This is a genomic window from Salipiger marinus (genome assembly GCF_900100085.1).
Taxonomy (GTDB): domain Bacteria; phylum Pseudomonadota; class Alphaproteobacteria; order Rhodobacterales; family Rhodobacteraceae; genus Salipiger; species Salipiger marinus.
In genome coordinates, this window is the sequence record NZ_FNEJ01000002.1 from 31,286 (window position 1) to 54,063 (window position 22,778).

Annotated in this window: 26 protein-coding genes, 1 tRNA gene and 1 other RNA gene; 7 read left to right on the top strand and 21 right to left on the bottom strand. The window is 68.6% G+C overall.

Going from position 1 to position 22,778, the window contains the following annotated elements; translation table 11 throughout:
* Window positions 1–16: 16 nt before the first annotated feature.
* From BLR51_RS02070 to ffs, 4 genes are all read left to right on the top strand, one after another.
* Window positions 17–1,021, top strand: a complete 1,005-nt coding sequence (locus tag BLR51_RS02070) for an ABC transporter substrate-binding protein (RefSeq protein ID WP_089844042.1) — start codon at window positions 17–19, stop codon at window positions 1,019–1,021.
* Window positions 1,022–1,074: 53 nt separating this feature from the next.
* Window positions 1,075–1,863: an ABC transporter ATP-binding protein gene (locus BLR51_RS02075; protein WP_089843088.1), complete on the top strand. Its 789-nt coding sequence runs from the start codon at window positions 1,075–1,077 to the stop codon at window positions 1,861–1,863.
* Between the two features lie 93 nt (window positions 1,864–1,956).
* On the top strand, window positions 1,957–2,718 hold the full coding sequence (locus BLR51_RS02080; RefSeq protein WP_089843091.1) for an ABC transporter permease: 762 nt from the start codon (window positions 1,957–1,959) through the stop codon (window positions 2,716–2,718).
* 44 nt (window positions 2,719–2,762) lie between these two features.
* Window positions 2,763–2,861: signal recognition particle sRNA small type (ffs, locus tag BLR51_RS02085), an RNA gene on the top strand.
* Window positions 2,862–3,144: 283 nt separating this feature from the next.
* On the opposite strand, the gene BLR51_RS02090 is transcribed toward ffs, so the two are convergent.
* Window positions 3,145–4,407, bottom strand: a complete 1,263-nt coding sequence (locus BLR51_RS02090) for an MFS transporter (RefSeq protein WP_089843094.1) — start codon at window positions 4,405–4,407, stop codon at window positions 3,145–3,147.
* Between the two features lie 539 nt (window positions 4,408–4,946).
* Between BLR51_RS02090 and BLR51_RS02095 the strand changes: the two genes are divergently transcribed.
* Entirely contained in the window at window positions 4,947–6,398 is a 1,452-nt protein-coding gene (locus tag BLR51_RS02095) for a sensor histidine kinase (RefSeq protein WP_165616715.1), read from the top strand.
* 155 nt (window positions 6,399–6,553) lie between these two features.
* On the opposite strand, the gene BLR51_RS02100 is transcribed toward BLR51_RS02095, so the two are convergent.
* From BLR51_RS02100 to BLR51_RS02110, 3 genes are read right to left on the bottom strand one after another with little or no spacing between them, the layout of a single operon-like run.
* Window positions 6,554–7,342, bottom strand: a complete 789-nt coding sequence (locus BLR51_RS02100) for a metal ABC transporter permease (RefSeq protein ID WP_089843100.1) — start codon at window positions 7,340–7,342, stop codon at window positions 6,554–6,556.
* The gene (locus tag BLR51_RS02105) at window positions 7,342–8,088 is read right to left on the bottom strand and encodes an ATP-binding cassette domain-containing protein (RefSeq protein WP_089844044.1); all 747 of its coding nucleotides are present in this window, start codon (window positions 8,086–8,088) and stop codon (window positions 7,342–7,344) included. Before BLR51_RS02105 ends, BLR51_RS02100 begins: the two co-directional genes overlap by 1 nt.
* Window positions 8,079–8,564 (bottom strand): transcriptional repressor, encoded by a 486-nt coding sequence (locus tag BLR51_RS02110; RefSeq protein ID WP_089843104.1) that lies wholly within the window; start codon window positions 8,562–8,564, stop codon window positions 8,079–8,081. Before BLR51_RS02110 ends, BLR51_RS02105 begins: the two co-directional genes overlap by 10 nt.
* Window positions 8,565–8,658: 94 nt before the next feature.
* On the opposite strand from BLR51_RS02110, the gene BLR51_RS02115 reads away from it, so the two are divergent.
* Window positions 8,659–9,663: a zinc ABC transporter substrate-binding protein gene (locus tag BLR51_RS02115; protein WP_089843107.1), complete on the top strand. Its 1,005-nt coding sequence runs from the start codon at window positions 8,659–8,661 to the stop codon at window positions 9,661–9,663.
* Between the two features lie 244 nt (window positions 9,664–9,907).
* Here BLR51_RS02115 and BLR51_RS02120 read toward each other — a convergent pair whose 3' ends face one another.
* From BLR51_RS02120 to BLR51_RS27645, 17 genes are all read right to left on the bottom strand, one after another.
* The gene (locus BLR51_RS02120) at window positions 9,908–10,687 is read right to left on the bottom strand and encodes a LamB/YcsF family protein (RefSeq protein ID WP_089843110.1); all 780 of its coding nucleotides are present in this window, start codon (window positions 10,685–10,687) and stop codon (window positions 9,908–9,910) included.
* 12 nt (window positions 10,688–10,699) lie between these two features.
* The gene (locus BLR51_RS02125) at window positions 10,700–11,713 is read right to left on the bottom strand and encodes a 5-oxoprolinase subunit C family protein (RefSeq protein ID WP_089843113.1); all 1,014 of its coding nucleotides are present in this window, start codon (window positions 11,711–11,713) and stop codon (window positions 10,700–10,702) included.
* Window positions 11,710–12,444 (bottom strand): 5-oxoprolinase subunit B family protein, encoded by a 735-nt coding sequence (locus BLR51_RS02130; RefSeq protein WP_089843116.1) that lies wholly within the window; start codon window positions 12,442–12,444, stop codon window positions 11,710–11,712. Before BLR51_RS02130 ends, BLR51_RS02125 begins: the two co-directional genes overlap by 4 nt.
* A gap of 82 nt (window positions 12,445–12,526) precedes the next feature.
* Window positions 12,527–13,783: an aminotransferase class V-fold PLP-dependent enzyme gene (locus BLR51_RS02135; RefSeq protein WP_089843119.1), complete on the bottom strand. Its 1,257-nt coding sequence runs from the start codon at window positions 13,781–13,783 to the stop codon at window positions 12,527–12,529.
* A gap of 2 nt (window positions 13,784–13,785) precedes the next feature.
* The gene (locus BLR51_RS02140; RefSeq protein WP_089843122.1) at window positions 13,786–13,995 is read right to left on the bottom strand and encodes a DNA gyrase inhibitor YacG; all 210 of its coding nucleotides are present in this window, start codon (window positions 13,993–13,995) and stop codon (window positions 13,786–13,788) included.
* Window positions 13,992–15,020, bottom strand: coding sequence for a ribonuclease E/G (locus BLR51_RS02145; protein ID WP_089843124.1), 1,029 nt, complete (start codon window positions 15,018–15,020; stop codon window positions 13,992–13,994). The genes BLR51_RS02140 and BLR51_RS02145 overlap by 4 nt, the downstream gene beginning before the upstream one ends.
* Window positions 15,017–15,598 (bottom strand): Maf family protein, encoded by a 582-nt coding sequence (locus tag BLR51_RS02150; RefSeq protein ID WP_089843127.1) that lies wholly within the window; start codon window positions 15,596–15,598, stop codon window positions 15,017–15,019. Before BLR51_RS02150 ends, BLR51_RS02145 begins: the two co-directional genes overlap by 4 nt.
* A gap of 87 nt (window positions 15,599–15,685) precedes the next feature.
* Complete coding sequence (infA, locus tag BLR51_RS02155; protein WP_005978431.1) at window positions 15,686–15,904, bottom strand: translation initiation factor IF-1; 219 nt, start codon at window positions 15,902–15,904, stop codon at window positions 15,686–15,688.
* Between the two features lie 105 nt (window positions 15,905–16,009).
* A complete protein-coding gene (locus tag BLR51_RS02160) occupies window positions 16,010–16,894 on the bottom strand; it encodes a carbon-nitrogen hydrolase family protein (RefSeq protein ID WP_089843129.1) in 885 nt (294 codons plus the stop codon).
* A 126-nt stretch (window positions 16,895–17,020) separates the two neighbouring features.
* Window positions 17,021–17,629 (bottom strand): GNAT family N-acetyltransferase, encoded by a 609-nt coding sequence (locus BLR51_RS02165; RefSeq protein ID WP_089843133.1) that lies wholly within the window; start codon window positions 17,627–17,629, stop codon window positions 17,021–17,023.
* The gene (locus tag BLR51_RS02170) at window positions 17,626–18,024 is read right to left on the bottom strand and encodes a ketosteroid isomerase-related protein (RefSeq protein WP_242656620.1); all 399 of its coding nucleotides are present in this window, start codon (window positions 18,022–18,024) and stop codon (window positions 17,626–17,628) included. The genes BLR51_RS02165 and BLR51_RS02170 overlap by 4 nt, the downstream gene beginning before the upstream one ends.
* A complete protein-coding gene (locus tag BLR51_RS02175) occupies window positions 18,021–18,467 on the bottom strand; it encodes an arsenate-mycothiol transferase ArsC (RefSeq protein WP_089843142.1) in 447 nt (148 codons plus the stop codon). The genes BLR51_RS02170 and BLR51_RS02175 overlap by 4 nt, the downstream gene beginning before the upstream one ends.
* Before the next feature lie 3 nt (window positions 18,468–18,470).
* Complete coding sequence (locus tag BLR51_RS02180; protein WP_089843145.1) at window positions 18,471–18,950, bottom strand: UPF0262 family protein; 480 nt, start codon at window positions 18,948–18,950, stop codon at window positions 18,471–18,473.
* Between the two features lie 102 nt (window positions 18,951–19,052).
* Window positions 19,053–20,354 carry a histidinol dehydrogenase gene (gene hisD, locus BLR51_RS02185; RefSeq protein WP_089843148.1) on the bottom strand — a complete coding sequence of 434 codons (1,302 nt, stop codon included), beginning with the start codon at window positions 20,352–20,354 and terminating at the stop codon, window positions 19,053–19,055.
* A 202-nt stretch (window positions 20,355–20,556) separates the two neighbouring features.
* A complete protein-coding gene (locus tag BLR51_RS02190) occupies window positions 20,557–21,024 on the bottom strand; it encodes a DUF2948 family protein (protein ID WP_089843151.1) in 468 nt (155 codons plus the stop codon).
* Entirely contained in the window at window positions 21,021–22,292 is a 1,272-nt protein-coding gene (murA, locus tag BLR51_RS02195) for a UDP-N-acetylglucosamine 1-carboxyvinyltransferase (RefSeq protein WP_089843154.1), read from the bottom strand. Before murA ends, BLR51_RS02190 begins: the two co-directional genes overlap by 4 nt.
* Before the next feature lie 3 nt (window positions 22,293–22,295).
* Window positions 22,296–22,457: a hypothetical protein gene (locus BLR51_RS27645; protein ID WP_165616716.1), complete on the bottom strand. Its 162-nt coding sequence runs from the start codon at window positions 22,455–22,457 to the stop codon at window positions 22,296–22,298.
* Window positions 22,458–22,666: 209 nt separating this feature from the next.
* On the opposite strand from BLR51_RS27645, the gene BLR51_RS02200 reads away from it, so the two are divergent.
* Window positions 22,667–22,741: transfer RNA gene (locus BLR51_RS02200), tRNA-Thr, on the top strand.
* The last annotated feature ends 37 nt before the right edge of the window (window positions 22,742–22,778 follow it).

Below are 22,778 nucleotides of genomic sequence, written 5' to 3' on the forward strand. Positions count from 1 at the left end.
GGGAGACACCCGCAGCATGACCCCCCGCGCCCTCGTTCTGGCCACCGGGCTTCTGGCCGCCGCCTCGGCGGCTCAGGCCCAGACCGCCCTGCCCTTCGCGCTCGACTGGAAATTCGAAGGCCCCGCCGCCCCCTATTTTGTCGCCATCGACAACGGTCATTTCGCCGAAGCCGGGCTGGAGGTCGAGGTGACCGCCGGTCAGGGCTCGCTGGACGCGATCCCCAAAGTGGCCACCGGCGCCTTTCCCGTGGGCTTTGCCGACATCAACTCGCTCATCAAGTTCCTTGACCAGAACCCCGGCGCCCCGGTCATCGGCGTGATGATGATCTACGACAAGCCGCCCTTCGCCATCATCGGGCGCAAATCTCTGGGCATCGAGACGCCGAAGGATCTGGAGGGCAAGGTGCTGGGCGCCCCGCCGCCCGACGGCGCATGGGCGCAATTCCCGATCTTTGCCGCCGAAAACGAGCTTGATACCACAGCCATCACCATCGAGCCGGTGGGCTTCCCCACCCGCGAACCGATGCTGGCCGAAGGCAAGGTGGCCGCGATCACCGGCTTCTCCTTCACCTCCTATCTCAACACCGCCCGGCTTGGGGTCGAGGAATCCGACCTCACCACCCTGCTCATGGCCGATTACGGCGTCGATCTTTACGGCAATGCCATCATCGCCAATACCGACTGGGCCGAGGCCAATCCCGAGCTGCTGAAAAGCTTCCTCGCCGCCGTGGCGGCAGGCTGGAAGGACACCGTGGCCGATCCCGCCACGGCGGTGGAAAGCCTCGTGTCGCGCAACCCGGCCTCGGATTCAGAGCTGGAACTGCGGCGGCTGGAACTGGCGCTGGAGGCCAATGTGGTCACCGACTGGACCAGCGCCAACGGCTTCGGGCTCATCGACGAGGCGCGGATGGACAGCGCGGTCGAACAGATCAAGCTGACCTACGAGTTCCAGAACACCCCCGACGCCGCGCTCTATTTCACCGAAAGCTACCTGCCCGAGGCAGGCTTTCCGCTGCAGTGACCCCCACGCCGGGGGAGGGTCCGCCCTCCCCCGCTGCCCTGCCAGAGACCACCATGACCCATCTGATCGAGATCACCGGCGTGCGCCACGCCTACAGGACCGCCAAGGGCCCGCTGCCGGTGCTGGACGGGCTTGACCTTGCCGTGCCCGAAGGCGGCTTCACCGCCGTGGTCGGCCCCTCCGGCTGCGGCAAATCCACCCTGACCAAGCTGGTGGCGGGGCTGCTGATCCCCGATCACGGCGAGGTGCGGCTGCATGGCAGCCCCGTCACCTCGCCGCGCGCCACCGTGGGCATGGCCTTCCAGAACCCGGTGCTGCTGGAATGGCGCAGCATCCTGAAAAACGTGCTGCTGCCGCTGGAAATCGTGCCCACCGATCTCAGCAAGTCGCAGCAGGAGGACCGCGCCCGCCACCTGCTGAGCCTTGTCGGGCTCGAAGGCTTCGAGGACAAGCGCCCCTCGGAACTCTCCGGCGGCATGCGGCAGCGCGCCTCGCTCTGCCGCGCGCTGGTGCACCAGCCCGAGGTGCTGATCCTCGACGAACCCTTCGGCGCGCTCGATGCCTTCACCCGCGAGGATCTGTGGCAGATCATGCACCAGCTCAAGGCGAAGGAACCTTTCACCGGCGTGCTCATCACCCATGACCTGCGCGAGGCGATCTATCTCGCCGATCAGGTGGTGGTGCTGTCGGGCCGCCCCGCCCGCACGCAGTATACGCTGGACCTGCCGCAGCAGGGCCCGCGCGACATCGCGCATCTTTATACCGCAGAGGCGGCGGAGCAGCTCGCCATCCTGCGCCACCAGATCGAGATCGCCCAAGGGCGCACCCCCGCCGCCGCCTGACGCCCCGCCTCTTCTGACCAGAAATATCCCGGGGGAACGCGCCCCCGGCGCGTGGGGGCAGAGCCCCCTCTCCTCCAGCCGCCGAGCCCGCCCATGACATTCCGCCAGATCGCCGTCCCCACCGCCGCCATGCTGATCTTCCTGCTGCTGTGGGAGGCGCTGGTCTGGATCATGGGCTGGCCCAATTACAAGATGGCCTCGCCCTCCGACCTCGTCCCCGCCTTCGAGCGCTACTGGCCGCTGTTCCTGACCATGGGCTGGCAGACGCTGTGGCGCACCGTGGCAGGGCTGGTGCTGGCAGTGATCTTCGGCACGGCCCTTGGCATGATCATGGGCTTTTCCCGCACCATGCGCGACGCGCTCTACCCGCTGCTGGTGGGCTTCAACGCCATCCCCAAGGCCACCGTGGTGCCCATCGTGGCGCTGATGTTCGTGGGGATGCACGATTTCAACACCGTGCTCATCGCCTTCATGATCTCGTTCTTTCCCATCGCGGTCTCGGTCTCCATCGGCCTCTCGACGCTGGAGCCGGAATATCGCGACATCCTGCGCAGCCTTGGCGCCAGCCAGACCACCATCTTCCGCAAGATCGCCCTGCCCAAGACCCTGCCGGAGTTCTTCGGCGCGCTGAAAGTCTCGGTGACGCTGGCCTTCATCGGCACCAACCTGATGGAGATCGTCTCGCCGCATGGCCGCGGCCTTGGCGCGCTGTTTGACAGCGGCAAGACCAATTCCGACTATCCGCTGATGTTCGCCGTGCTCATCGCCTTGGCCTTCCTTGGCATCGTGCTCTATTACATCGTGGTCGCGCTGGAAAAAATCTTTGCGGGCTGGGCGGATCGCGCCCCCGGCTGAGACAGGGGGTTGCACATCGCCCGCGTGACGACTAGATGACGCCTTGAGAGGTTGGCGCGGGCAGGCGCCTCGCCAACCCGGTCAGGTCCGGAAGGAAGCAGCCGTAACGAGCCCCGCTTGGGTCGTTGTCCAGCCTCTCACCTTACCTCCCCTCTCATGTCCTCGAGATGAACCACAGCCCGTGCTCCTTCCGAGGCAGGGTGCCGAGCGGAGGGTTTCTGCCGCCCCGCGGGCGGCTCCGGCTTCGGCCTGCGCCGTTGCCCGAACCGCGCGTCAGCCCTTTGTGACCCCGTCCTTCGAGGCCAGGATGCGGCCCTGCCTGCCGCTCGCGGCCCCGAGGCCCCGCGGGGAAGGAGGGCAGCCGCCGCGAAGCGCGGCAGAAAACGGTCCATCGTCTGCACGAAGCGACCGGTTTCGGCCTGCCCTCTACCGTGCCGCGTCTGTTCCGGAGGCTTCGGCGTTTTCCACCGCCCATTCCCCTGCCGCCTCAACCGCGACGGGCGATGCCGTGGGGAGCACGTTGAGGTAGCTGTCGGTGTCCTCTGCCGAGGCGACCGCCCGCTGTGTCATGCGGTAAAGCGCATAAAGCGCGATCCCCAGAAAGGTCACCGCAAGCACCAGCCAGAAGGCCTGCGGGGCAAGGCGCTGCATCGCCCAGCCGGTGACAAGCGGACCGGCAATCGCCCCCAGCCCGAAGGTGAAGACCAGCCCGCCGGACGCCGCAGGCATGTCCGCGGCAGGAAGAGAATCGTTCGTATAGGCCAGCAGCAGCGCATAAAGCGGCGTCGTGACGCCCCCCGCAAGAAAGGCTGCGGTCATCAGCGGCCAGAGCCCGCTGCCGGTCACCCCTCCCATCGCGCAGGAGGCAGCGCCCAGAACCGCCAGACCAAAGATCAGCCTGCGCCGGTCCATCCGGTCCGACAGCCAGCCGATGGGATATTGCAGCACCAGCGCGCCTGCGAACAGCATCGCGATAAAAAGGGCGATCTGCGACGCGGAGAGGCCGATCTGGGTGCCAAAGACCGCGCCCATGCCGGATTGCGTGGCATAGACGCTGCCCAGCAGGAAGATCCCCACCGTGCCGAGCGGCGAGCCCTGAAACAGGCGGCGCAGCGGCATCGGGCGCGCGACCTCCACCACCGGAACCACCGCGACGGAGAGCAGGATCGGCGCGAACGAGACCGAGACGAGAATGGACGCGCAGATAAACAGCACCGATGTTGCCGGATCGCCCAGGGTCAGCAGTCCCTGCGCGCCGATGATCCCCAGCGTCTGCGCGATCATGTAGGCCGACAGCAGCTTTCCCCGGGTCTGATTGGTGGCCGCGGCATTCAGCCAGCTTTCGGCTGACACATAGATGCCGGACATGCAGAACCCCACGAGAACCCGCAGCACGGTCCAGGCCCAGGGCTCTGCCAGAAGCGGCAGCGCGATCAGCGCCGCCGACATGAAGCTGCCAAGCGCCGCGAACACCCGCACATGGCCCACGCGCTGGATCATCAGCGGCGTAAGCCGCGCCCCCGACAGGAAGCCCAGAAAATAGCCCGAGGTCACGACCGCCAGCGCGGTCGAGGAAAACCCCTCGAGCCCGCCGCGCAGACCGATCAGCGTAAAGTGCATGCCGTTGCCGAGCATGATCAGCACCACGCCAAGCAGCAGGGCCCAGACCCCTGAAAGCACCTTGATCATCCCCTGCCCTTTTCGACCTGCGGCCTCGTGCACTGCCCGTCAGGCTAATAGGACGGCCCCGTTCTGCTCTTGCAGCAACGCCGTCTGATCCTCCGTTTGCGACAGGCGACACGGGCGCCGAGGCTGGCAACGATCTGCCCCTGCCCCGACCCGGAAGCGGCGCTTTGACGGGTGATCGCGCCGTGCGCGAGACTGCCCCTTTGGGCTGGTGACGTCGAAACGTCATCACGCCAGAACGATGATGCCTTTGCGGCGCGCAGGCAGCCGCCCTTCGCCGCGCACGCCAAGCCCCGTTCAGCGGATCACCTGCCGCGCGGCACGCGCGAGCAGGATGGCTGTGGCCTTGCTGTGCCCGGCCAAGCCTCATATGCTGCCGGGAAAGGCTGGGTCGACTTTCGCTGGACGCTGGATGAGCTGCGGAGATGGGGTCAGGCAGGCTCGCCCGTCTTACGCGCCCGTGGCACCCGCGTCTTGGGGTTGGCTTCCCGGCCCATGGTCAACTATTGCGGCTTACATGTGAACATGCGCGCGGGGCAGACATGGCTGAACTGTCGGAAAATCTGGAGGCTGAGGCACTGCGCAACGCGGTGTTCGAGGCGGCGCCGCATGGCTATCTGATCCTTGACCCCGACTTCACCATCATCGACGTCAACCAGCAGTATCTGGACCTGACACGGGCCCGGTGGGAGGATCTGGTCGGCGTCGCGATGTTCGAGGCGTTTCCGGACAATCCCGATGATCCGAACGCCGATGGCGTGCGCAACCTGCGCGCCTCGCTGGAGACGGCGCGCACGACGGGCCGCACGCATGCCATGGCGGTGCAGAAATATGACATCCCGCTCCGCGAGCCGGGGGGCGGCTTCGAGGAGCGTTACTGGAAGCCGCTGAACACGCCGATCCTGCGCGACGGCAAGGTCGTGGCGCTGATCCACCATGTCCGCGATGTCACCGAGGAGACGCTGTTCCGCCGCGATCAGGCGATCCGCCTGCGGTCGGCGCAGCGGCTCAACGATCTTGCTTTCTGGGAATACGACCCCAGCACCGAGACCATCTACGTCTCGCGGGCCTTCGCCATCATGCTGGGCCTTCCGGAACGCGAGGGCACGCTGCCAGCGCCCGTCATCTTTGCTTTGGTCCACGCTCAGGACCGGGACGAGTTTCACGCCGCTTTCGAACAGGAAATGAACGCGCCGGAACATACCTCTGTGGCCCTCACGCACCGGCTGGTGCGGGAGGATGGCGCCACGCGGTGGCTGTCATCGCATGGGGAGCTTGTGCGGGATCACCGCGACGCGCTGCCCCGCTTCGTTGTCGTCAGCCTCGACATCACCGCCTCGAAGGAGCGGGAGGAAAAACTGGCGCAGACGCTGGAAGAACGGGACCGCCTGCTGGCGCAGAAAGAAACGCTGTTGGGCGAGGTGAACCACCGCATCAAGAACAGCCTTCAGCTTGTGGCCAGCATCCTCAACACCGCCGCGCGCAGGGCCAGCAAGGGCGAAGTGCGCGAACGGCTCGAAGAGGCGGCGGCGCGGGTCCGCGCGGTCACCTCCGTGCACGAGATGCTCTACCGCTCGAACGAGGTGACGAGCGTCGCCTTCGGAGACTACCTGCGCGAGCTGTGCGGCAATCTTGCCTCCGGCGATGCCGGGACAGCCGGTGTGGCCGTCCAGTGTGATCCGGCCGAGGTGAAACTGCCGGCGGACAAGGCGATCCCGCTCGCGCTGATCGTGAACGAACTGGCGACGAACGCGATCAAGCACGGGCTTGCAGGCGTTCCGAACGGGATCATCAAGGTCGCGACCCGTCTGGACGCTGGCGATCTGGTGCTGGAAGTCGCCGACAACGGCACCGGGAAGGCCGAAGGCGCCGAACAGGGTCTTGGCACACGCATCATCGACGGTCTGGTTGCGCAGCTTGGCGCCGCCATGCAGACAAGCCCCGCGAAGCCCGGGTATCGCGTGGTCATCCGGGTGCCGCTCCAGACCAGATGAGCCTGCGCGGTCTGATCGCAAAGCACGGGGCCTTCGTCGCGCTTTCAGGGCCCTGCGCTGACCGGCCCCCTGCCTGACGTCGAAAGCGGCAAGGCCGCCCGCCATCATCGGCACGCGAGTTCAAGATGCGCGGCACGCATAGGCCCGTGATCCGCTCAGCCGCGCAGCGCGCTTGCTGCGGCGGAGACGGCAAAGATCGCCGCCGCCACGCAGACCATCGACGGCCCGGCGGGCGTATCGAACCACAGCGCCATCTGCAGCCCTGCGAGGGCCGAGACCGCGCCGATCGCAGCTGCAAGCAGCGCCATCCGCTCCGGCGTGCGGGAAAACGGGCGGGCCGCGGCGGCGGGGATCAGCAGCATGGCCCCGATCAGCAGCACCCCCACCACCTTGATCGCCACCGCCACCGTCAGGGCCAGCGCCACGGTCAGGATGCGCTGCTCGCGCCGCGGATCAAGCCCGCTCGCCCATGCCAGATCCGGCGAAACGGTGGTGGTCAGCAGCGCCTGCCAGCGCCAGACCATCAGCGCGCTGACCGCAAGCCCCCCGCCCCAGATCACCGCCAGATCGGCGGGGGTCACCGCAAGGATGTCGCCAAACAGATAGGCCGACAGGTCAAGCCGCGCCCCCGGCACGAAGGTGATCGCCACCAGCCCCACCGCCAGCGCGCCATGCGCCAGCACCCCCAGCACGGTGTCCAGCGCCAGCCCCCGCTCGCTCAGCGTGCCGACCAGCAGCGCCATCAGCAGCGCCACCGCCAGCGTGCCCGCAAAGACCGGCAGGGACAGCGCCAGCGCCAGCGCCACGCCCAGAATCGCGGCATGGGCCGTGGCATCGCCAAAATAGGCCATGCGCCGCCACGACACGAAACAGCCCAAGGGAGCGGCGGCCAGCGCCAGCCCCAGCCCCGCCAGCGCGGCGCGGACAAGAAAATCATCCAGCATCAGTGCACATGATCCGTATGGTCGTGGCTGTGGTCGTGATCGTGGCTGTGGCTGTGCTCGTGCCGGTAAAGCGCCAGCGCGCCATGAGTGCCGGTGCCGAACAGCGCCCGGTATTCCGCCGCCTGCGCCACGGTTTCGGGATGGCCCTGACAGCAGACATGGCCGTTCAGGCAGACCACGCGGTCAGAGGCGCTCATCACCACATGCAGCTCATGGCTGACCATGACCACGGCGCAGCCCAGCCGGGCGCGGATCTGTTCGATCTGCCGGTAAAACGCCGCCGATCCGGGCTGGTCCAGCCCCTGCGTCGGCTCGTCCAGCAGCAGCAGGTCAGGCCGCCCCAGCAGCGCGCGGGCCAGCAGCACGCGCTGGAACTGCCCGCCCGACAGATCGGCCATGGGCCGGTCGGTCAGCGTGCCCGCCCCCGCCTCGTCCAGCGCCGCCTGCGCCTGCGCCGCCGCGATCCGGCGGGGCAGCGACAGGAAGCGACCCACGGTCAGCGGCAGCGTCGCGTCGATCTGCAGCTTCTGCGGCACATAGCCCAGACGCAGATCCGGCTTGCGGCGGATCTCTCCGGCCTCGGGGCGCAGCGCGCCGATCAGCGTGCGCAGAAGCGTCGACTTGCCGGATCCGTTGGGACCGACGATGGTCACGATCTCGCCGGGATCGACATGGAAATCCACGTCGCGCAGCACCACCTGCCCGGCCAGCGCCACCGTCATGCCTTTGGCCTCGATCAGCCGCACGGCTTGGCCTCGCGGCAGCGCGGGCACAGGCCCTCGGCCTCCACCACCACCCGCTCCAGCGCAAAATCAAGGCTCTCCGCCGCCGCGCGCACGGCATCGGTGATGGCGCGGGCGGGCATCTCCGCCACCGCCCCGCAGGCGCGGCACAGCAGGAAGGCGGGCTTGTGGCGCTCGCCGGGATGGGCGCAGGCGACAAAGGCGTTCAGCCGCTCGATCTTGTGGGCAAAGCCGTTGGAGACCAGAAAATCCAGCGCCCGGTAGACGGTGGGCGGCTGCGCCGCCCGGCCTTCCTCGCGCATCACGTCCATCAGGTCATAGGCGCCCATGGCCCGGTGCTGGCGCAGCAGGATCTCCAGCACCCGGCGCCGCTGCGGCGTCAGCGACAGCCCCTCGCGCGCGCAGACCTCCTCGGCGGAATGCAGCCCGTGGCTGCGGCACTGGTCGTGATCGTGGCGGGTGAAACCAAGCGGGTCCATGCGGCCTCCGTGTTTGGGGCTTGATATGTTATAGCAGGGGCGCTATCAAGCCCGGATCGTTACACTATAACATCACAACCCGAAAGAGGCTCCGATGCTGCGCTCCCTGCTTCCCGCCCTGCTGCTCTCCTCCACCGCCGCCCTCGCCGAGGTGCCGCGTGTCGCCACCGACATCGCACCGGTGCAGGGGCTGGTGGCCAGCGTCATGGGGGATCTGGGCACGCCCGCGCTGCTGGTCCCGCCCGGCGCCTCGCCGCATGACCACGCGCTCAAACCCTCCGAAGCGCGCGCCCTGCAGGAGGCGCAGCTGGTGATCTGGATGGGCGAGGCGCTGAGCCCGGACATGGCGCGCAAGATCGACGCCATCGCGGGCGAGGCTGCGGCGCTGGCGCTGTTCGACCTGCCCGGCACACGCCACCTTGCCACCCGCGAGGACGTGCTGTTCGGCGCCGCCGACACGCATGACGAGGATCACGACGCGCATGCGCATGACGACCATGCGGCGGAGGACGGCCACGAGGACCACGACCACGACCACGACGATCACGCCGCAGAGGATCACGGCCATGACCACGCCCATGGCGCCGACGACCCGCATGGCTGGCTTGATCCGCAGAATGCCCGGCTCTGGCTCGGGGCCATCGCCGAGGCGCTGGCAAAGGCCGATCCCGACCATGCCGACACCTACCGCGCCAATGCCGCAGCCGCCGAAGCCCGGCTTGACGAGGCCGTGACCACAGCCCGCGCCACGCTCGACCCAGTGCAGGAGGCGCGCTTTGTCGTCTTCCACGACGCCTACCAGTATTTCGAACAGGCCTTCGGGCTGCAGGTTCTGGGGGCGCTCCGGCTTTCGGACGCCACCTCGCCCAGCCCGGCCCGGCTCGCCGCGCTGCGCGACGCGCTGGAGGCCGAAGGCGCCACCTGCATTTTCGCCGAACCGCAGTTCGACCCGCATCTGATCGAGACGGTCACCGCCTCCACCAGCCTGCCCGTGGCCGAGCTTGACCCGCTGGGCAGCACGCTTGCCCCCGGCGCCGACTTCTACCCCCGCCTGATCGAGGACATGGCGCAGCGCATCGCCACCTGCGCGCAGGGCTGACTGCGGCTTCCAGCGGCCACAAATATCCCGGGGGAGCCCCCGCAGGGGGCGGGGGCAGAGCCCCCTCTTTCCCCTTTTGCCCGCCTTTGGCGGACGGGGGCAGCGCCCCCTCTTTCCCCTTTTTGCCCGCCTTTGGCGGGCGGAGGCAGCGCCCCCTCTTTCCCCTTTTTGCCCACCTCTGGCGGGCGGGGAGCAGCGCCCCCTCTTCTCCCCTCTGCCCGCCTCTGGCGGGCGGGCCCCCGGATCAGCCCGCCGCGCCGCGACGGCCCGCAAACGGCGCCAGCGTCACGCCCGCCGTCTCCAGCGCCGCGCGCACCGCGCGGGCGATCTGCAGCGCGGTGGCGCCATCGCCATGCAGGCAGATCGTGTCCACAGGCGCCGGGATCCGCGCGCCGCTTTCCGTGACGATGGCACCCGCCTGTACCATCTCCACCATGCGCCGCGCCGCAAGATCGGGATCGTGGATCACCGCCCCGGGCAGCGCCCGGTCCACCAGCGTCGCATCGTCATTATAGGCGCGGTCGGCAAAGATCTCGCCCGCCCAGGCACAGCCCAGCCCCTCCACCGCGCGCTGCTGCGCGGTGGCGGCCAGCACCATGATGATGATGTCGGGATCGACGCGCAGCGCGCCCTCATAGGCGGCACGGGCCAGCGCCTCGTCCTCGGCGCACATATTGGCCAGCGCCCCGTGCAGCTTCAGATGCCGCACCGATCCCCCCGCCGCGCGCGCCATGGCCTGCGCCGCCCCCAGCTGCCACGCCACCAGATTGCTCAGGCTTTCGCCCGCGATCTGCATCCGCCGCCGCCCGAAGCCCTGCAAGTCGGGAAAGCCCGGATGCGCGCCGATGCCGGTGCCCTGCGCCACCGCCACGCGCATGGTCTGGGCCATCACGTCCCAGTCCCCGGCATGGATGCCGCAGGCGATGTTGGCGGAGGTGATGACCTCCAGCAGCGCGGCATCCTGCCCCATGACCCAAGGGCCAAAGCTTTCGCCCATATCCGCGTTCAGATCGACGCTTGGCATGTCCTGCCCTCCTCAGTGATCGTGATGCTCGCCATTGGAAAATCCGCTGACCAGTTTCAGGCTCAGCAGGTCGCGCACCTCGGACGGGTGGCGGATCAGCGGCGCCACCTGCCCGCGCAGCCCCGCCATCTGCGCGCGATGCGCCGCCTCTGCCGCCAGCGCCTCGTCGAGCGTGACGAAGCGGAACCGCAGATCCGCCCCGGCGGGCGCCTGCGCCACGCGCGGCAGATCGGCGGGAATGACCGTGCCCAGCCGGGGATAGCCGCCGGTGGTCTGGCATTCCGCCATCAGCACGAAGGGCGCGCCATCGCCGGTGATCTGGATGTCGCCCGGGGTGATGACCTCTGACACCACCGACAGCCCGCCCTCGACGCCAAAACCCTCGCCTTCCGGCACCAGCTTCACGCCCATGCGGTTGGCGCGGGAATCGCGGACAAAGCGGGTCCGCCCCAGCCGGTCGCGCTGCTCTTCGGGGAAAAGCCCGGTCTGCAGGCTGGGCACAAGGCGCAGCAGCCCGCCGGAGAACCGGTCCTCCACGGCAAGCTTGCGCCCGGTCGGCCCGCCGCGATCCGTCCCCGCAGGCAGCACCTCGCCGGGCTCAAGCCGCGCGCCCAGCCCTGCGGTCAGATGCGCCGACTGCGCCCCCAGCACCATCGGCAGATCAAACCCGCCGCCAAGGCTCAGATAGCCGTAAACCCCCGCCGTCACCGGCCCCAGATCCAGCACCGCGCCCTTGGGCAGGGCATGCACCGCGTGCCAGACCACCGGCTGCCCGTCGATCTGCGCGCGCATCGGCGCCCCGGTCAGCGCGATGCGCAGATCCGACAGCGCCTCGAACCGGCCCCCGGCTCCGGCCATTTCCAGCGCGGCGCCCTGCGGCTGGTCCAGCAGCGCCGCCGCTTCGGCCAAGGCCTGCCGGTCCATGGCGCCGCCGCGCGACAGGCCCTGCCCGATCCAGCCGGGGCGGCCCCCATCCTGCACCGTCACCGCCGGGCCGACCGACAGCACCCGCAGCCCGCCGCTCATGACAGCACCTCCGACGTCACGCCGCCGTCCGGATCGGTGGCAAGCCGGTCAAACTCTGCCTCGGACAGCGCGGGAAATTCCACCTCGTCCCCCGGCGCCAGCAGGAAGGGCCGCGCATGGCCCATGCGGAACAGTGGTGCCGCGGTCTGGCCCACATGGCGCCAGCCGGTGGGGGCGGTCACCGAAAAGATCACGAACTGCCGGATCGCCAGCACCAGCGCGCCCTTGGGCACCTTGGGGGTCAGCGCCTGCTGGCGGGGGATGTTCCAGACCGGCGGCAGCTCGCCCAGATAGGGCTGGCCGGGCGCGAATCCCAGCGCCGTGACCCGCACCCGCGCGCTCGACAGCGCCTCCACCGCCTGCGCCTCGGTCATGTCGGCAAGACCCGCGGCCTCCGCCAGCTGCGGGCCAAGCTGGCCACCATAGGCGGTGGGGATGCGGTGCAGCCGCCGTCCCTGCGGCAGCGGCGCCTCGCGCCAGTCGCGCGAGGCCATCAGCGGGCGCAGCCGCGCCTCAAGCTCGGCATGGGACAGCGCCAACGGATCGAAGCGCAGATAGGTCGACACCAGCGAGGAGGAAAGCTCGGTCACCCCCTCCCAGTCTTCGGCCTCGAGCGCGGCACGAAAGGCAAGCGCGGCACGGTTGGCGGCCTCGTCCAGCCGGTCGCCAAAGCTGACCAGCAGGCCATCAATGCCAACGGTGCGCAACAGGGGGGAAGTTTCGGCGGTCATGGCGCAAACCTTGGCGCGCCCGCCGCGCGACCGCAACCGCCTTTTGGCACGCCCCGTCTCCGGGGGCGTGCCGGGCTGGCGGTCAGTCCAGAATGCGGGCCATGGCGGACAGCAGCGCCGCCACCTCGGCTTCGGAATTGTAATGGCAGAAGGACACGCGCACGCAGTCGGCCTGCCCCAGCGGCGTCAGCACGTTGCCGGAGTAATGGTCCGCCTTGCGCGTATGCACCCGGATGCCTTCGTCCCGCAGCGCCGCCACGATCTCGGGCGACGGGTGCCCTTCGGCATAGAAGCTGACCAGCCCTTCGCGCGCGGCATTGTCGATGCCGCCGACGATAGTGACGCCGGGCAGTTCGGCCAGCCCCTTGAGGTTGCCGGTGCCGTGCAGCGCCACCTGACAGAGCCGCGCCTCCTGTTCGTGGATGGCGTGGCCCGCCGCCACGATCAGTTCGCGCGGATCGGTGGCGTCGCTGACCTGACCGCCCAGCCATTCGAAATAGTCCACCACGTCCGAGAAGGTGGCATAAGCGCCGGTATCCCGCGTGCCCAGTTCCCATGTGCCCTTCGGCCCGTTCATCAGCGCGTTATGCGGCAGGGCCGACAGCCGGTCCGACGCATAGGCGAGCCCGTAGCCATGGCGCGAAAACACCTTGTAGGGAGAGATGACATAGCCATCGACCCCGGCCGCGGTCAGGTCGATGCCGCCATGGCAGGCATGCTGGATGCCGTCCACGATGATATAGGCCTCGGGCGCCACGGCGCGGATCGCGGCGGCGATGGCGGCCAGATCCATGCTCATGCCCGTAACGGGCGAGGTGTGCAGGATGGTGGCCACGCGCACGTCCGGCGTGACGGCGGCGGCATAGGCTTCGGCGGTGACGAGCCCCGTGGCGTCGTCATGCGGGATCAGCACATGGCGCTTGCCCGCCACTTCGGACCAGCGGGCGGCGGCGCTGCGCGAGGCCGGATGTTCGATGGTCGAGCCCAGCACCACCCCGCCTTCGGGCGCGCCAAGACAGGCATCGGCGATGAGCCGGAACAGCAGTTCGGTGCCGCTTTCGCCGACAAAGATCTGCCCGCCCTCGGGGGCGTTGAAAAAGCCGCGCGCGTCTTCCTTGGCCTTGGCGATGATCTCGCCCAAGGCGGCGGAGGCGGGATTGTCCCGGCCCTGATTGTCGGGGATCGCGGCAAAACGGGCCGAGGTTTCGGCCACCGCGCTGAGCGTCAGCGCGCCGCCCGCGTTTTCAAAGAAGATGCGCGGCCCGGTGAAGGGGCAGCTGTCCACATGGGCAAAGCGGGCGCGGATGGCGTCCAGAAGGCCGGGCGTGTCTGCAATCATGGTCAATGCCTTGTCTGCTTGGTCGGGGTGTCGGAGAGCCGGGAAAGTTCACGCTCCGCCGCTTCCAGCGCCTCTTCGACATCCTGCGGATCGGTCGAGGGCACGGCGTAGCTGCCCGACATCCAGCGCGCCAGATCCACATCGGCACAGCGCCCGGAACAGAAGGGACGGTATTTGGTCTCGGTCGGTTTGCCGCAGATCGGACAGCTCATCTCAGCACCTCGGTCAGGGGCACGCGGTCGCGCTTGCGCTGGATCTCCATCAGGCCCAGCTGGGTCCAGCCCGCAAGGATGGTTTCGGTCGCATCGGCCTTGAGCGCGGCGCGCAGCACCTGTTCCAGCGCGCGGCGGTCCTTTTTGGGCATGGGCGCCGGATCGACGATGACCTGCCCGCCCAGTCCGCGCAGCCGCAGCTGGCGCGGCAGTTCCTTCAGCGCGGCGGCATTGGCCTTCAGCCCCGCTGCGGGCGAGCTGTCGGCGCCGGTGTTCACATCCACCGCGACCAGCGCGCGGGTGGGTTCGATCCGCATCGACCCGCCGCCGGACAGCGGCACGTCGGGGCTTTGCAGCGTCTCGATCATGTCATGCACACTGTGCCGGTCAAAGCTGCCGGGGCCCGCATCCAGATCGGCCTTTTCCCAGTCGCGCCACGCCAGCGCATGGGGGCTGTCGCCTTCGACCAGCGTTTCCGCCTCGCCGCTGGTGTCGGCCATGACCTGCGCGCAAAGCTGCGCCATGGCGGCGATGTCTTCGGCGATGTCGTCGGGATCGGCGCCGTCACAGGCCGACCGCAGGATCAGCCCGTCTTCGCCGGTCATCACCTCATGCGCGATTTCCAGAAGCTGGTCGCGCAGGTCGTCATCCTTGATCTGGCGCGACACGTTGAGTCCGGGCGCGCCGGGGGTGACGATGGCATAACGCGACTTGAACAGGATCCGCGTGGTCACCGGAATGGCCTTGCCCGGTTCGGCAAAGCCCGTGACCTGCACGAGGATCGGCTGGCCCGGCGCCAGCCCCTTGACCTGCCGCAGAAAGGCGGACCCGTCGGGGGTGCGCAGGAACATGCCGCCCTGCCCCTTCATCGGGCGTTCGGCCACGCCGCGATAGATGGTGCCGGGGCGGGGATGGTCGCTGTCGATCAGCAGATCCTGCAGCACGCCATCGACGATCAGGGCGGCGGCCTCGACCTGCTCCCCCTGCTGCGTCAGATGGTCCAGCGCGATGGTGCGGCCCTTCATGCGTCGGTCTCCCGGTAAAGCGGATAGCCTGCGGCGGCCAGAAGATGCGCGGTTTCCGCCAGAGGCAGGCCCATGACGGCGGGAAAGCTGCCGTTGATCCACGGGATGAAGGCGCCCGCAGGCCCCTGAATGCCGTAGCCGCCCGCCTTGCCCTGCCAGTCGCCGGTGGCGAGATAGGCGTTGAGTTCAAGGTTGGAGAGCAGTTTCATCTTCACCTGCGTGACCACGTCGCGTTCCCACAGACGGGATCCGCGCCGCACCGCCACGGCGGTGACGACCCGGTGACGGCGGCCGGCAAGCGCGGTCAGAAACTCCGCCGCCTCGCCCGCGTCGCGCGGTTTGCCAAGGATGCGCCGCCCCAGCGCCACGGTGGTGTCGGCGGACAGGACGATGTCATCCTCCGCCGCGTCCACGGCCAGCGCCTTTTCCCGCGCGAGGCGGATGCAATAGGGGCGGGGCAGTTCGCCCGGCATCGGATCTTCGTTGATGTCGGGCGGAAGGATGGCGTCTGCGGTCACGCCAAGCTGCGCGAGCAGGTCGCGCCGTCGCGGGCTGCCGGAGCCAAGAACAAGTTTCATAGGCGGCCCCCCGCGGTCTGTGCGCGGCCCGGACCCGGGCCGCCTCCGCTGACGGATCCCGCAATCTGTGCCGGATCCGCGCGGAGCTTATTTGAAGCGATAGTTGATCCGGCCCTTGGTCAGATCATAGGGGGTCATTTCCACCTGAACCTTGTCGCCTGCAAGAACACGGATGCGGTTCTTGCGCATCTTGCCTGCCGTATGTGCGATGATCTCATGGCCGTTTTCAAGCTCGACCCGGAACGTCGCATTGGGCAGGAGTTCCTTCACGACACCGGGGAATTCGAGCGTGTCTTCCTTGGCCATGCTGTCTCCTAGACTTACCGTTCCGTGGCTATGACGGAACGCGATACGATATGCGCCCGAACGGCGCAATTTTCAAGGGTGCAATTGCAGGACGCTGAAACAGCGTCACCGCAGCGCCCGCAGCACTGCGGGGCCGTCGCGCCCGGACTGGTCGGTCCAATGGCTGCGGTTCAGCACCCCCCCATCGTCGCGGACCCGCGCGATGGCGTCAAGGTCCAGCGTCGCATAGGTCCAGCCGGGCTGGTCCAGCACGCCTTCGGCCAGCACGCCGGTGGCCGGAAACCCCCTGTCCGGTGGGCCGAACACGCCGCCCCGGCCCGAATTGGTGTCCACCGCCTCCGACCAGTCGCAGAGCCCCACGGTCGAGGACATGATGCTGACGCATTGCTGTTCCAGCGCCCGGGCCATGGCGCCGATGCGCACCCGGCTGTAGCCCGCCAGCGCCTCGGTGCAGGAGGGCACCAGCAGCAGCTCGGCCTCGCGCAGCGCATGGCCCAGCAGCGGATATTCCGAATCATAGCAGATCAGGATGCCGATGCGCCCCAGCGCGGTGTCGAAGACCTGCAGCGGGCCGCCCCCCACCACGTTCCAGTCCTCGCGTTCGAATCGGGTCATGATCTGCTTGTCCTGCGCGCCCATGGCGCCGCCGGGGGTGAAAAGCCGGGCGCGGTTCACCGGACGGGCCGAGATCGCGGCATCAAAGACCGGGGCGGAAGCGGCAAGGATATGCACCCCGTGCCGCGCCGCCAGATCGGCATGCAGCGCATCCGCCGCGGGCACCAGATCCGAGACGGCATGCAGCGACGCCTCCAGATCCGCCGCCGTGGCGGCGCCCGCCAGCGTGGCCAGTTCCATCGCGCCATATTCCGGGAAGACCAGCAGCTGCGCCCCCTGCCCCGCAGCCTCGGCGACCCAGGTGCCGAGCTTGTGCACATAGGCATCCCAGTCCGCGAGCATGTCCATGGGATAGGCGGCGGTGGCGATTTTCATGGGCGTGGTCCTTTTCTGGGAGCGGTGGTGTTGATGAGGGCTCTGCCCCCGTCCGCCGGGGGCGGACTGATATGAAAGAGGGGGCTCTGCCCCCGTCCGCCAACGGCGGACTCCCCCGGGATATTTTCAGTCAGAAGAAGCGGCCGGGGCCCGAAGATCGCGCAGCCAGAAGTTGAGGCGGTGGTCGCTCTGCGCGCTGTCGCCAAGATCGGTCCAGCGGAAGCTGGCCGCGACCCCCGGCAGCGGCGCGTAGCCGCGTCTGCGCCAGAACGGGTCGAGCGGGCCGTAACCTGCGGGCCGCGCCGGGTGACCGGCGGGGCGTTCGACGGCGCAGAAGGCGCTGTAGCGGCGGCCAAGCGTGCGGGCATGGGCCTCGCGCAGGTCGAAAAACCGGTGGCCGATGCCCTGCCCGCGCGCCTCCGGCAGCAGCACCGATTCGGCGCAGTAGAAGATCTCGGCAAGCGGGAGGCCGGTCCCGGCGAAGGCCTGGGCGAAATCCTCCGCGTGGTCCTCCATCGGCGTGCCGGTGGCAGCCCCCATCAGCCGCGCGCCGTCGAAGGCGCCGACCAGCACCGCGCCGGGGCTGTCGCGATAGGTCTGCAGATAGCCGCGTTCATATTCGAGATCCCCGTCATAGAGATAGGGGAAGTCGCGGAACACCGCGATGCGCAGCCGCGCCACATCCTCGAGCGCGGCGTCGAGCGCCGCGCCCGTCAGCACCCGCACCTCGGTCATGCGACCTGCCGCACCCAGTCGGCGAGGTTGTAATAGGTCACGACCCGGCTGATGCGCCCGTCCTTCAGCGTGAAGAACGAGCCCGCAGGCAGCCGGTAGGTCTGGCCGCGCGCCGGGGGCAGCCCCTCATCGGTCTGCAGATAGGTGCCGTTGACGATGTATTCGGCGGCGGCGCGGGTGCCGCCTTCGGCCTCGAACACCACCATGTCGGTGAGCGTCTCGTCATAGCTGCGGGTCATGTGGGCGCAGAATGCGGCGAATTTCTCGGTGCCGATGCGCACCTCGCCCTCGTTGACGTGATGGGCCACCTCGGGATCGAGGCAGGCCAGCATGGCTGCCGTGTCCTTGGCGTTGAAAGCATCGAAATAGCGCCGGATGATGTCGCTTGCTGTCATTGTCCCCCCCATCGGGCCTTGAGTTTGTCGTGAATCTGGTCGCGGGTCTGGCGATAGGCGTTGAGCTTGGTTTCCCGCGTTTCGCCAAGCCCGGTCGGATCCATGATCGGCCAGTATTCCACGGTCAAGTGATAGAACCGCGTCAGTTCCAGCGCCGCGCGCTGTGCGGCGGGCGACATGGCGACGATCAGGTCGAAGCCCGACAGGGTTTCGCCCATCTGCTCCATCTCCTCGAAGCTGCGGGCGCGGTGCCGCGACAGCTCCACCCCGATCTCCTTGCAGACGGCGATGGCGAAGCCGTCGATTTCCAGATCGTTGACCACGCCCACCGACTGCACATAGGTGCCGGTGCCGTAGAATTTCTTCATGATCCCCTCGGCCATGGGCGAGCGCACGGCGTTGTGGTCACAGCAGAACAGCACCGATTGCGGCAGTTGCGGCAAGGCTCAGCCCCCGAAATGCAGCACGCAGATGAGGGTGAACAGCCGCCGGGCGGTGTCGGTATCCACCTCGGCCTTGCCCTCCAGCCGCTCCTGCAGGATGCGCGCGCCCTCGTTGTGGATGCCGCGCCGGGCCATGTCGATGGTCTCGATCTGGCTGGGGGCGGCGGTCTTGACCGCGTCGAAATAGCTTTTGCAGATCTGGAAGTAATCCTTCACCACCTGCCGGAAGGGCGACAGCGACAGATGGAATTCCGCCGCCTTTTCCCCCGCCTCGGTGGCGATGTCGAAGACCAGCCGCTTCTCGCGGATGGCAAGCCCCAGCCGGTAGGGCCCGGCGGGCGCCGCCCGGTCCTCGCGCGCGGGCAGGATGAAGCGGTTGCGCTCCATCAGGTCGAACATGGCGACGCGGCGCTCCTGCTCGATCTCGGGCGTGGGCGCGGGCAGGTTGGCATCGTCGAGGTCAATATGGGCGATATGGCTCATGGCATCGTCCTTGCGCGGTTGCCCCAGCAGTAGCGCGGCCCGCCCGCCCCCGCAATGCAGCGATGCGGTCCCGGCACCGGGCCGGGACTGCCGCTGCGGGGGTCAGCCGTTCAGCTTGCGCAGCCGGGCCGTGACCGACAGCCCGTGCGCCTGCAGGCTTTCCGACCGCGCCAGCACCTCGGCGGCGGGGCCGATGGCACGCAGGGCTGCGGGCGACATCTGCGCCAGCGTGGTGCGCTTGAGGAAATCCAGCACCGACAGCCCCGAGGAAAAGCGCGCCGAGCGCGCCGTGGGCAGCACATGATTGGGCCCGCCCACGTAATCGCCGATGGCCTCCGGCGTCCATTGCCCCAGAAAGATCGCGCCCGCATGGCGGATCCGCGCCGCCAGCGCCTCGGGATCGGCCACGCACAGTTCCAAATGCTCGGGCGCCACCCGGTCCGACAGCGCCGCCGCCTCCGCCAGATCGCGGGTGACCACGATGGCGCCAAAATCGCGCCAGCTTGCCGCAGCGATGGCGCGCCGCTCCAGCACCTGCAGCAGGCGCTCCACCTCGGCGGCCACGGCGCGGCCGAAGTCCGCATCGGGCGTCAGCAGGATCGCCTGCGCGCTTTCGTCATGTTCAGCCTGGCTCAGCAGGTCAAGCGCGATGAATTCGGGATCGTTGTCGCCATCGGCGATGACCAGAATCTCCGACGGCCCCGCGATCATGTCGATCCCGACCTTGCCAAAGACCCGCCGCTTGGCCGCTGCCACAAAGGCATTGCCCGGGCCGGTGATCTTGTCCACCGGCGCCACGGTCTCGGTGCCATAGGCCAGCGCCGCGATGGCCTGCGCGCCGCCCATGCGGTAGATCTCGTCGACCCCGGCGATGCGCGCGGCCAGCAGCACCAGCGGATTGACCACGCCATCGGGGGTGGGCACCGCGATGCAGAGCCGCTCCACCCCGGCGACCTTGGCGGGAATGGCGTTCATCAGCACCGAGGACGGGTAGCTGGCAAGCCCGCCCGGCACGTAAAGCCCTGCCGCCGCCACCGGCGTCCAGCGCCAGCCCAGCGTCGCGCCATCCGGATCGGTCCAGCGGGCATTCTCCGGCATCTGGCGCACGTGATAGGCGCGAATGCGCTCCGCCGCCGTCTCCAGCGCCGCGCGCTCGGCGGCGGGCACCCGCGCACATTCCTCCGCGATCTCCGCGGGAGTGAAGGCCAGCCGGTCGGCGGTCAGATCCAGCCGGTCAAAGCGCCGGGTCAGATCCAGCACCGCCGCATCGCCGCGCGCGCGCACATCGGCGATGATCGCGGCGACCGTGTCGTCCACATCCGGGCTGTCCTCGCGCTTGGCGCCAAGAAGACGCGCAAAATCGATCTCGAAATCCGGCTCGCGCGTGTCAAGAAAGACGGGCATGAACACTTCCTTTCAGGGCTTTGGGCGGACATAGCGCCCCGCCGCCCCCGCCTCAAGCGCAAGCGCCGCGCGCCCCCGCTTCTTCTGACTGCAAATATCCCGGGGGAGTCGCCGCAGGCGACGGGGGCAGCGCCCCCTCTCTCCGGAACTGTCCGGGGCGGACGGGCGCCCCCCCCCGACGCCTGCCCGCCTGCCGCGCCGCTCAGTCGGGATGGCGCGGCAGCTTGCCCGAGACGGCATTGTAAGGCCGGGTCACGTCGCGCAGGCGCAGCTCCAGCGCCTCCACCGAAGCGCGCAGCACCCCGTCGCCGGCCAGCGTGAAGATGACCGAGCCCGCGCCGTCTTCGCCCGGCTCGAACCCCACCGACAGCAGTGCCAGCACCGTGTCGCGCGCCTCGCGCGGGACACCCTGACTGGCCACGCCCAGCACATGCTCCACCACCAGCACCGCGCGCACCCGCTCGGGCGGCAGGCCTTCGGCGCCCTCCTCGCGGCGCAGCCGGTTCACCAGCAGCACCAGCCGCCGCTGCCGCCGCTCGAAATACATGTCCGCCACCGTCAGCACCGAATCCTGCAGCAGCGCCGACAGCACCTGCAGATCCTCGGCATCCAGCGCGCCCAGATTCAGCGGCTGGCCGCCCGCATCCTCGAATCGTGCATCTCTGGTCACTCGCCCTTGATCCTTTCGATCTTTGCGCCCACGCCGCGCAGCTTGCGGACCACATGCTCATAGCCGCGGTCCAGATGATACACCCGGCTGACCACCGTCTCGCCCTCGGCGGCAAGCCCGGCAAGGATCAGCGACACGCTGGCCCGCAGATCGGTCGCCATCACCGGCGCGCCGCGCAGCGCGTCCACGCCGCGCACCCGGGCCGTGCCGCCATGCACGTCGATCCGCGCACCCATGCGCATCAGTTCCGGCGCGTGCATGAAGCGGTTTTCAAAGATCTTCTCTTCCAGCACGCTGTCACCTTCGGCGGTGCAGAGCAGCGCCATCATCTGCGCCTGCAGGTCGGTGGGAAAGCCGGGGAACGGCTCCGTCACCACGTTCACCGCCCGCACCCGGCCATTCTTGCGCGCCACTTTCAGCCCGGTCGCGGTTTCCTCGACCGAGATCCCCGCCTCGTCCAGCTTTTCGCAGAAGGCCTGCAGCAGGTCGATGCGCCCGCCCAGACATTCCACCTCGCCGCCGCAGATCGCCGGGGCCAGCATATAGGTGCCAAGTTCGATGCGGTCGGTGACCACGCGATGCGTGGCGCCGCCCAGCCGGTCCACACCCTCGATCTCGATCCGGGACGTGCCTTCGCCCTCGATCCGGGCGCCCATCTTGCGCAGGCACTGCGCCAGATCCACGATCTCCGGCTCGCGCGCGGCATTTTCCAGCACGGTTGTCCCGCGCGCCAGCACCGCCGCCATCAGCGCGTTTTCCGTGGCGCCCACCGACACCAGCGGAAAGCGCACGACGCCGCCGCGCAGCCCGCCCGCAGGCGCCTTGGCATGCACATAGCCGTCGCGCAGATCCATTTCGGCCCCCAGCGCCTCCATGGCCCGCAGATGCAGATCCACCGGGCGCGCCCCGATGGCACAGCCGCCGGGCAGCGACACCTGCGCCTCGCCATGCCGCGCCAGCAGCGGCCCCAGCACCAGAATCGAGGCGCGCATCTTGCGCACGATGTCATATTCGGCCCGGGTCGAGGTCAGCGCGTGGCTCGACAGCGCCAGCACCTGACCGTCGTTCAGCGCCTGCACCTCGGCACCCAGCGACTGCAGCAGCAGCGTCATGGTGCGGATGTCCGACAGCCGCGGCGCGTTGGTCAGCGTCAGCGGCTCGTCCGACAGCAGCGTGGCGGGCATCAGTGTCAGGCAGGCGTTTTTTGCACCTGCGATGGGGATCTGCCCCGAGAGCGGACCGTTGCCCGTCACCAAAATGGAATCCATGCTTCAGCCGTCCTTTTCGCTGCTCTGCCCCGGAGCTGGTTTTTCTGTCCCGCCCCGCGCCTTGGCCTGCGCCTTGCGGCGCGCCAGATTCGCCTTGAGGGCGGCTTTGAGCCGGTCCTCCCGGGTTGGGGCGGGGGATTTGGGGGTGCCTGTCTTGCGCTCCATGTGCCTTCTTTAAACGAGGGACGAAAAACCGTCCAGATTGCGCTTGCACCCCCGGAACTTTGAGTCTAATCACCGCGCCACGCCAACCCGGCGCCCGGCGCTTCTACGAAGCAGCGCAGAGAATTCCGGGAAAGGCGATGAAAGCAAAGGCTTTTCCAGAGCCGCTTGATCCAGGGTCTTCTCTGGAGTAGCAATCTGGAGGGACATAGGCTGTGGTAGCTCAGTGGTAGAGCACACCCTTGGTAAGGGTGAGGTCGAGAGTTCAATCCTCTCTCACAGCACCATCCCCCTTCCTGTATCTCATTCATAATCCGGCACCTC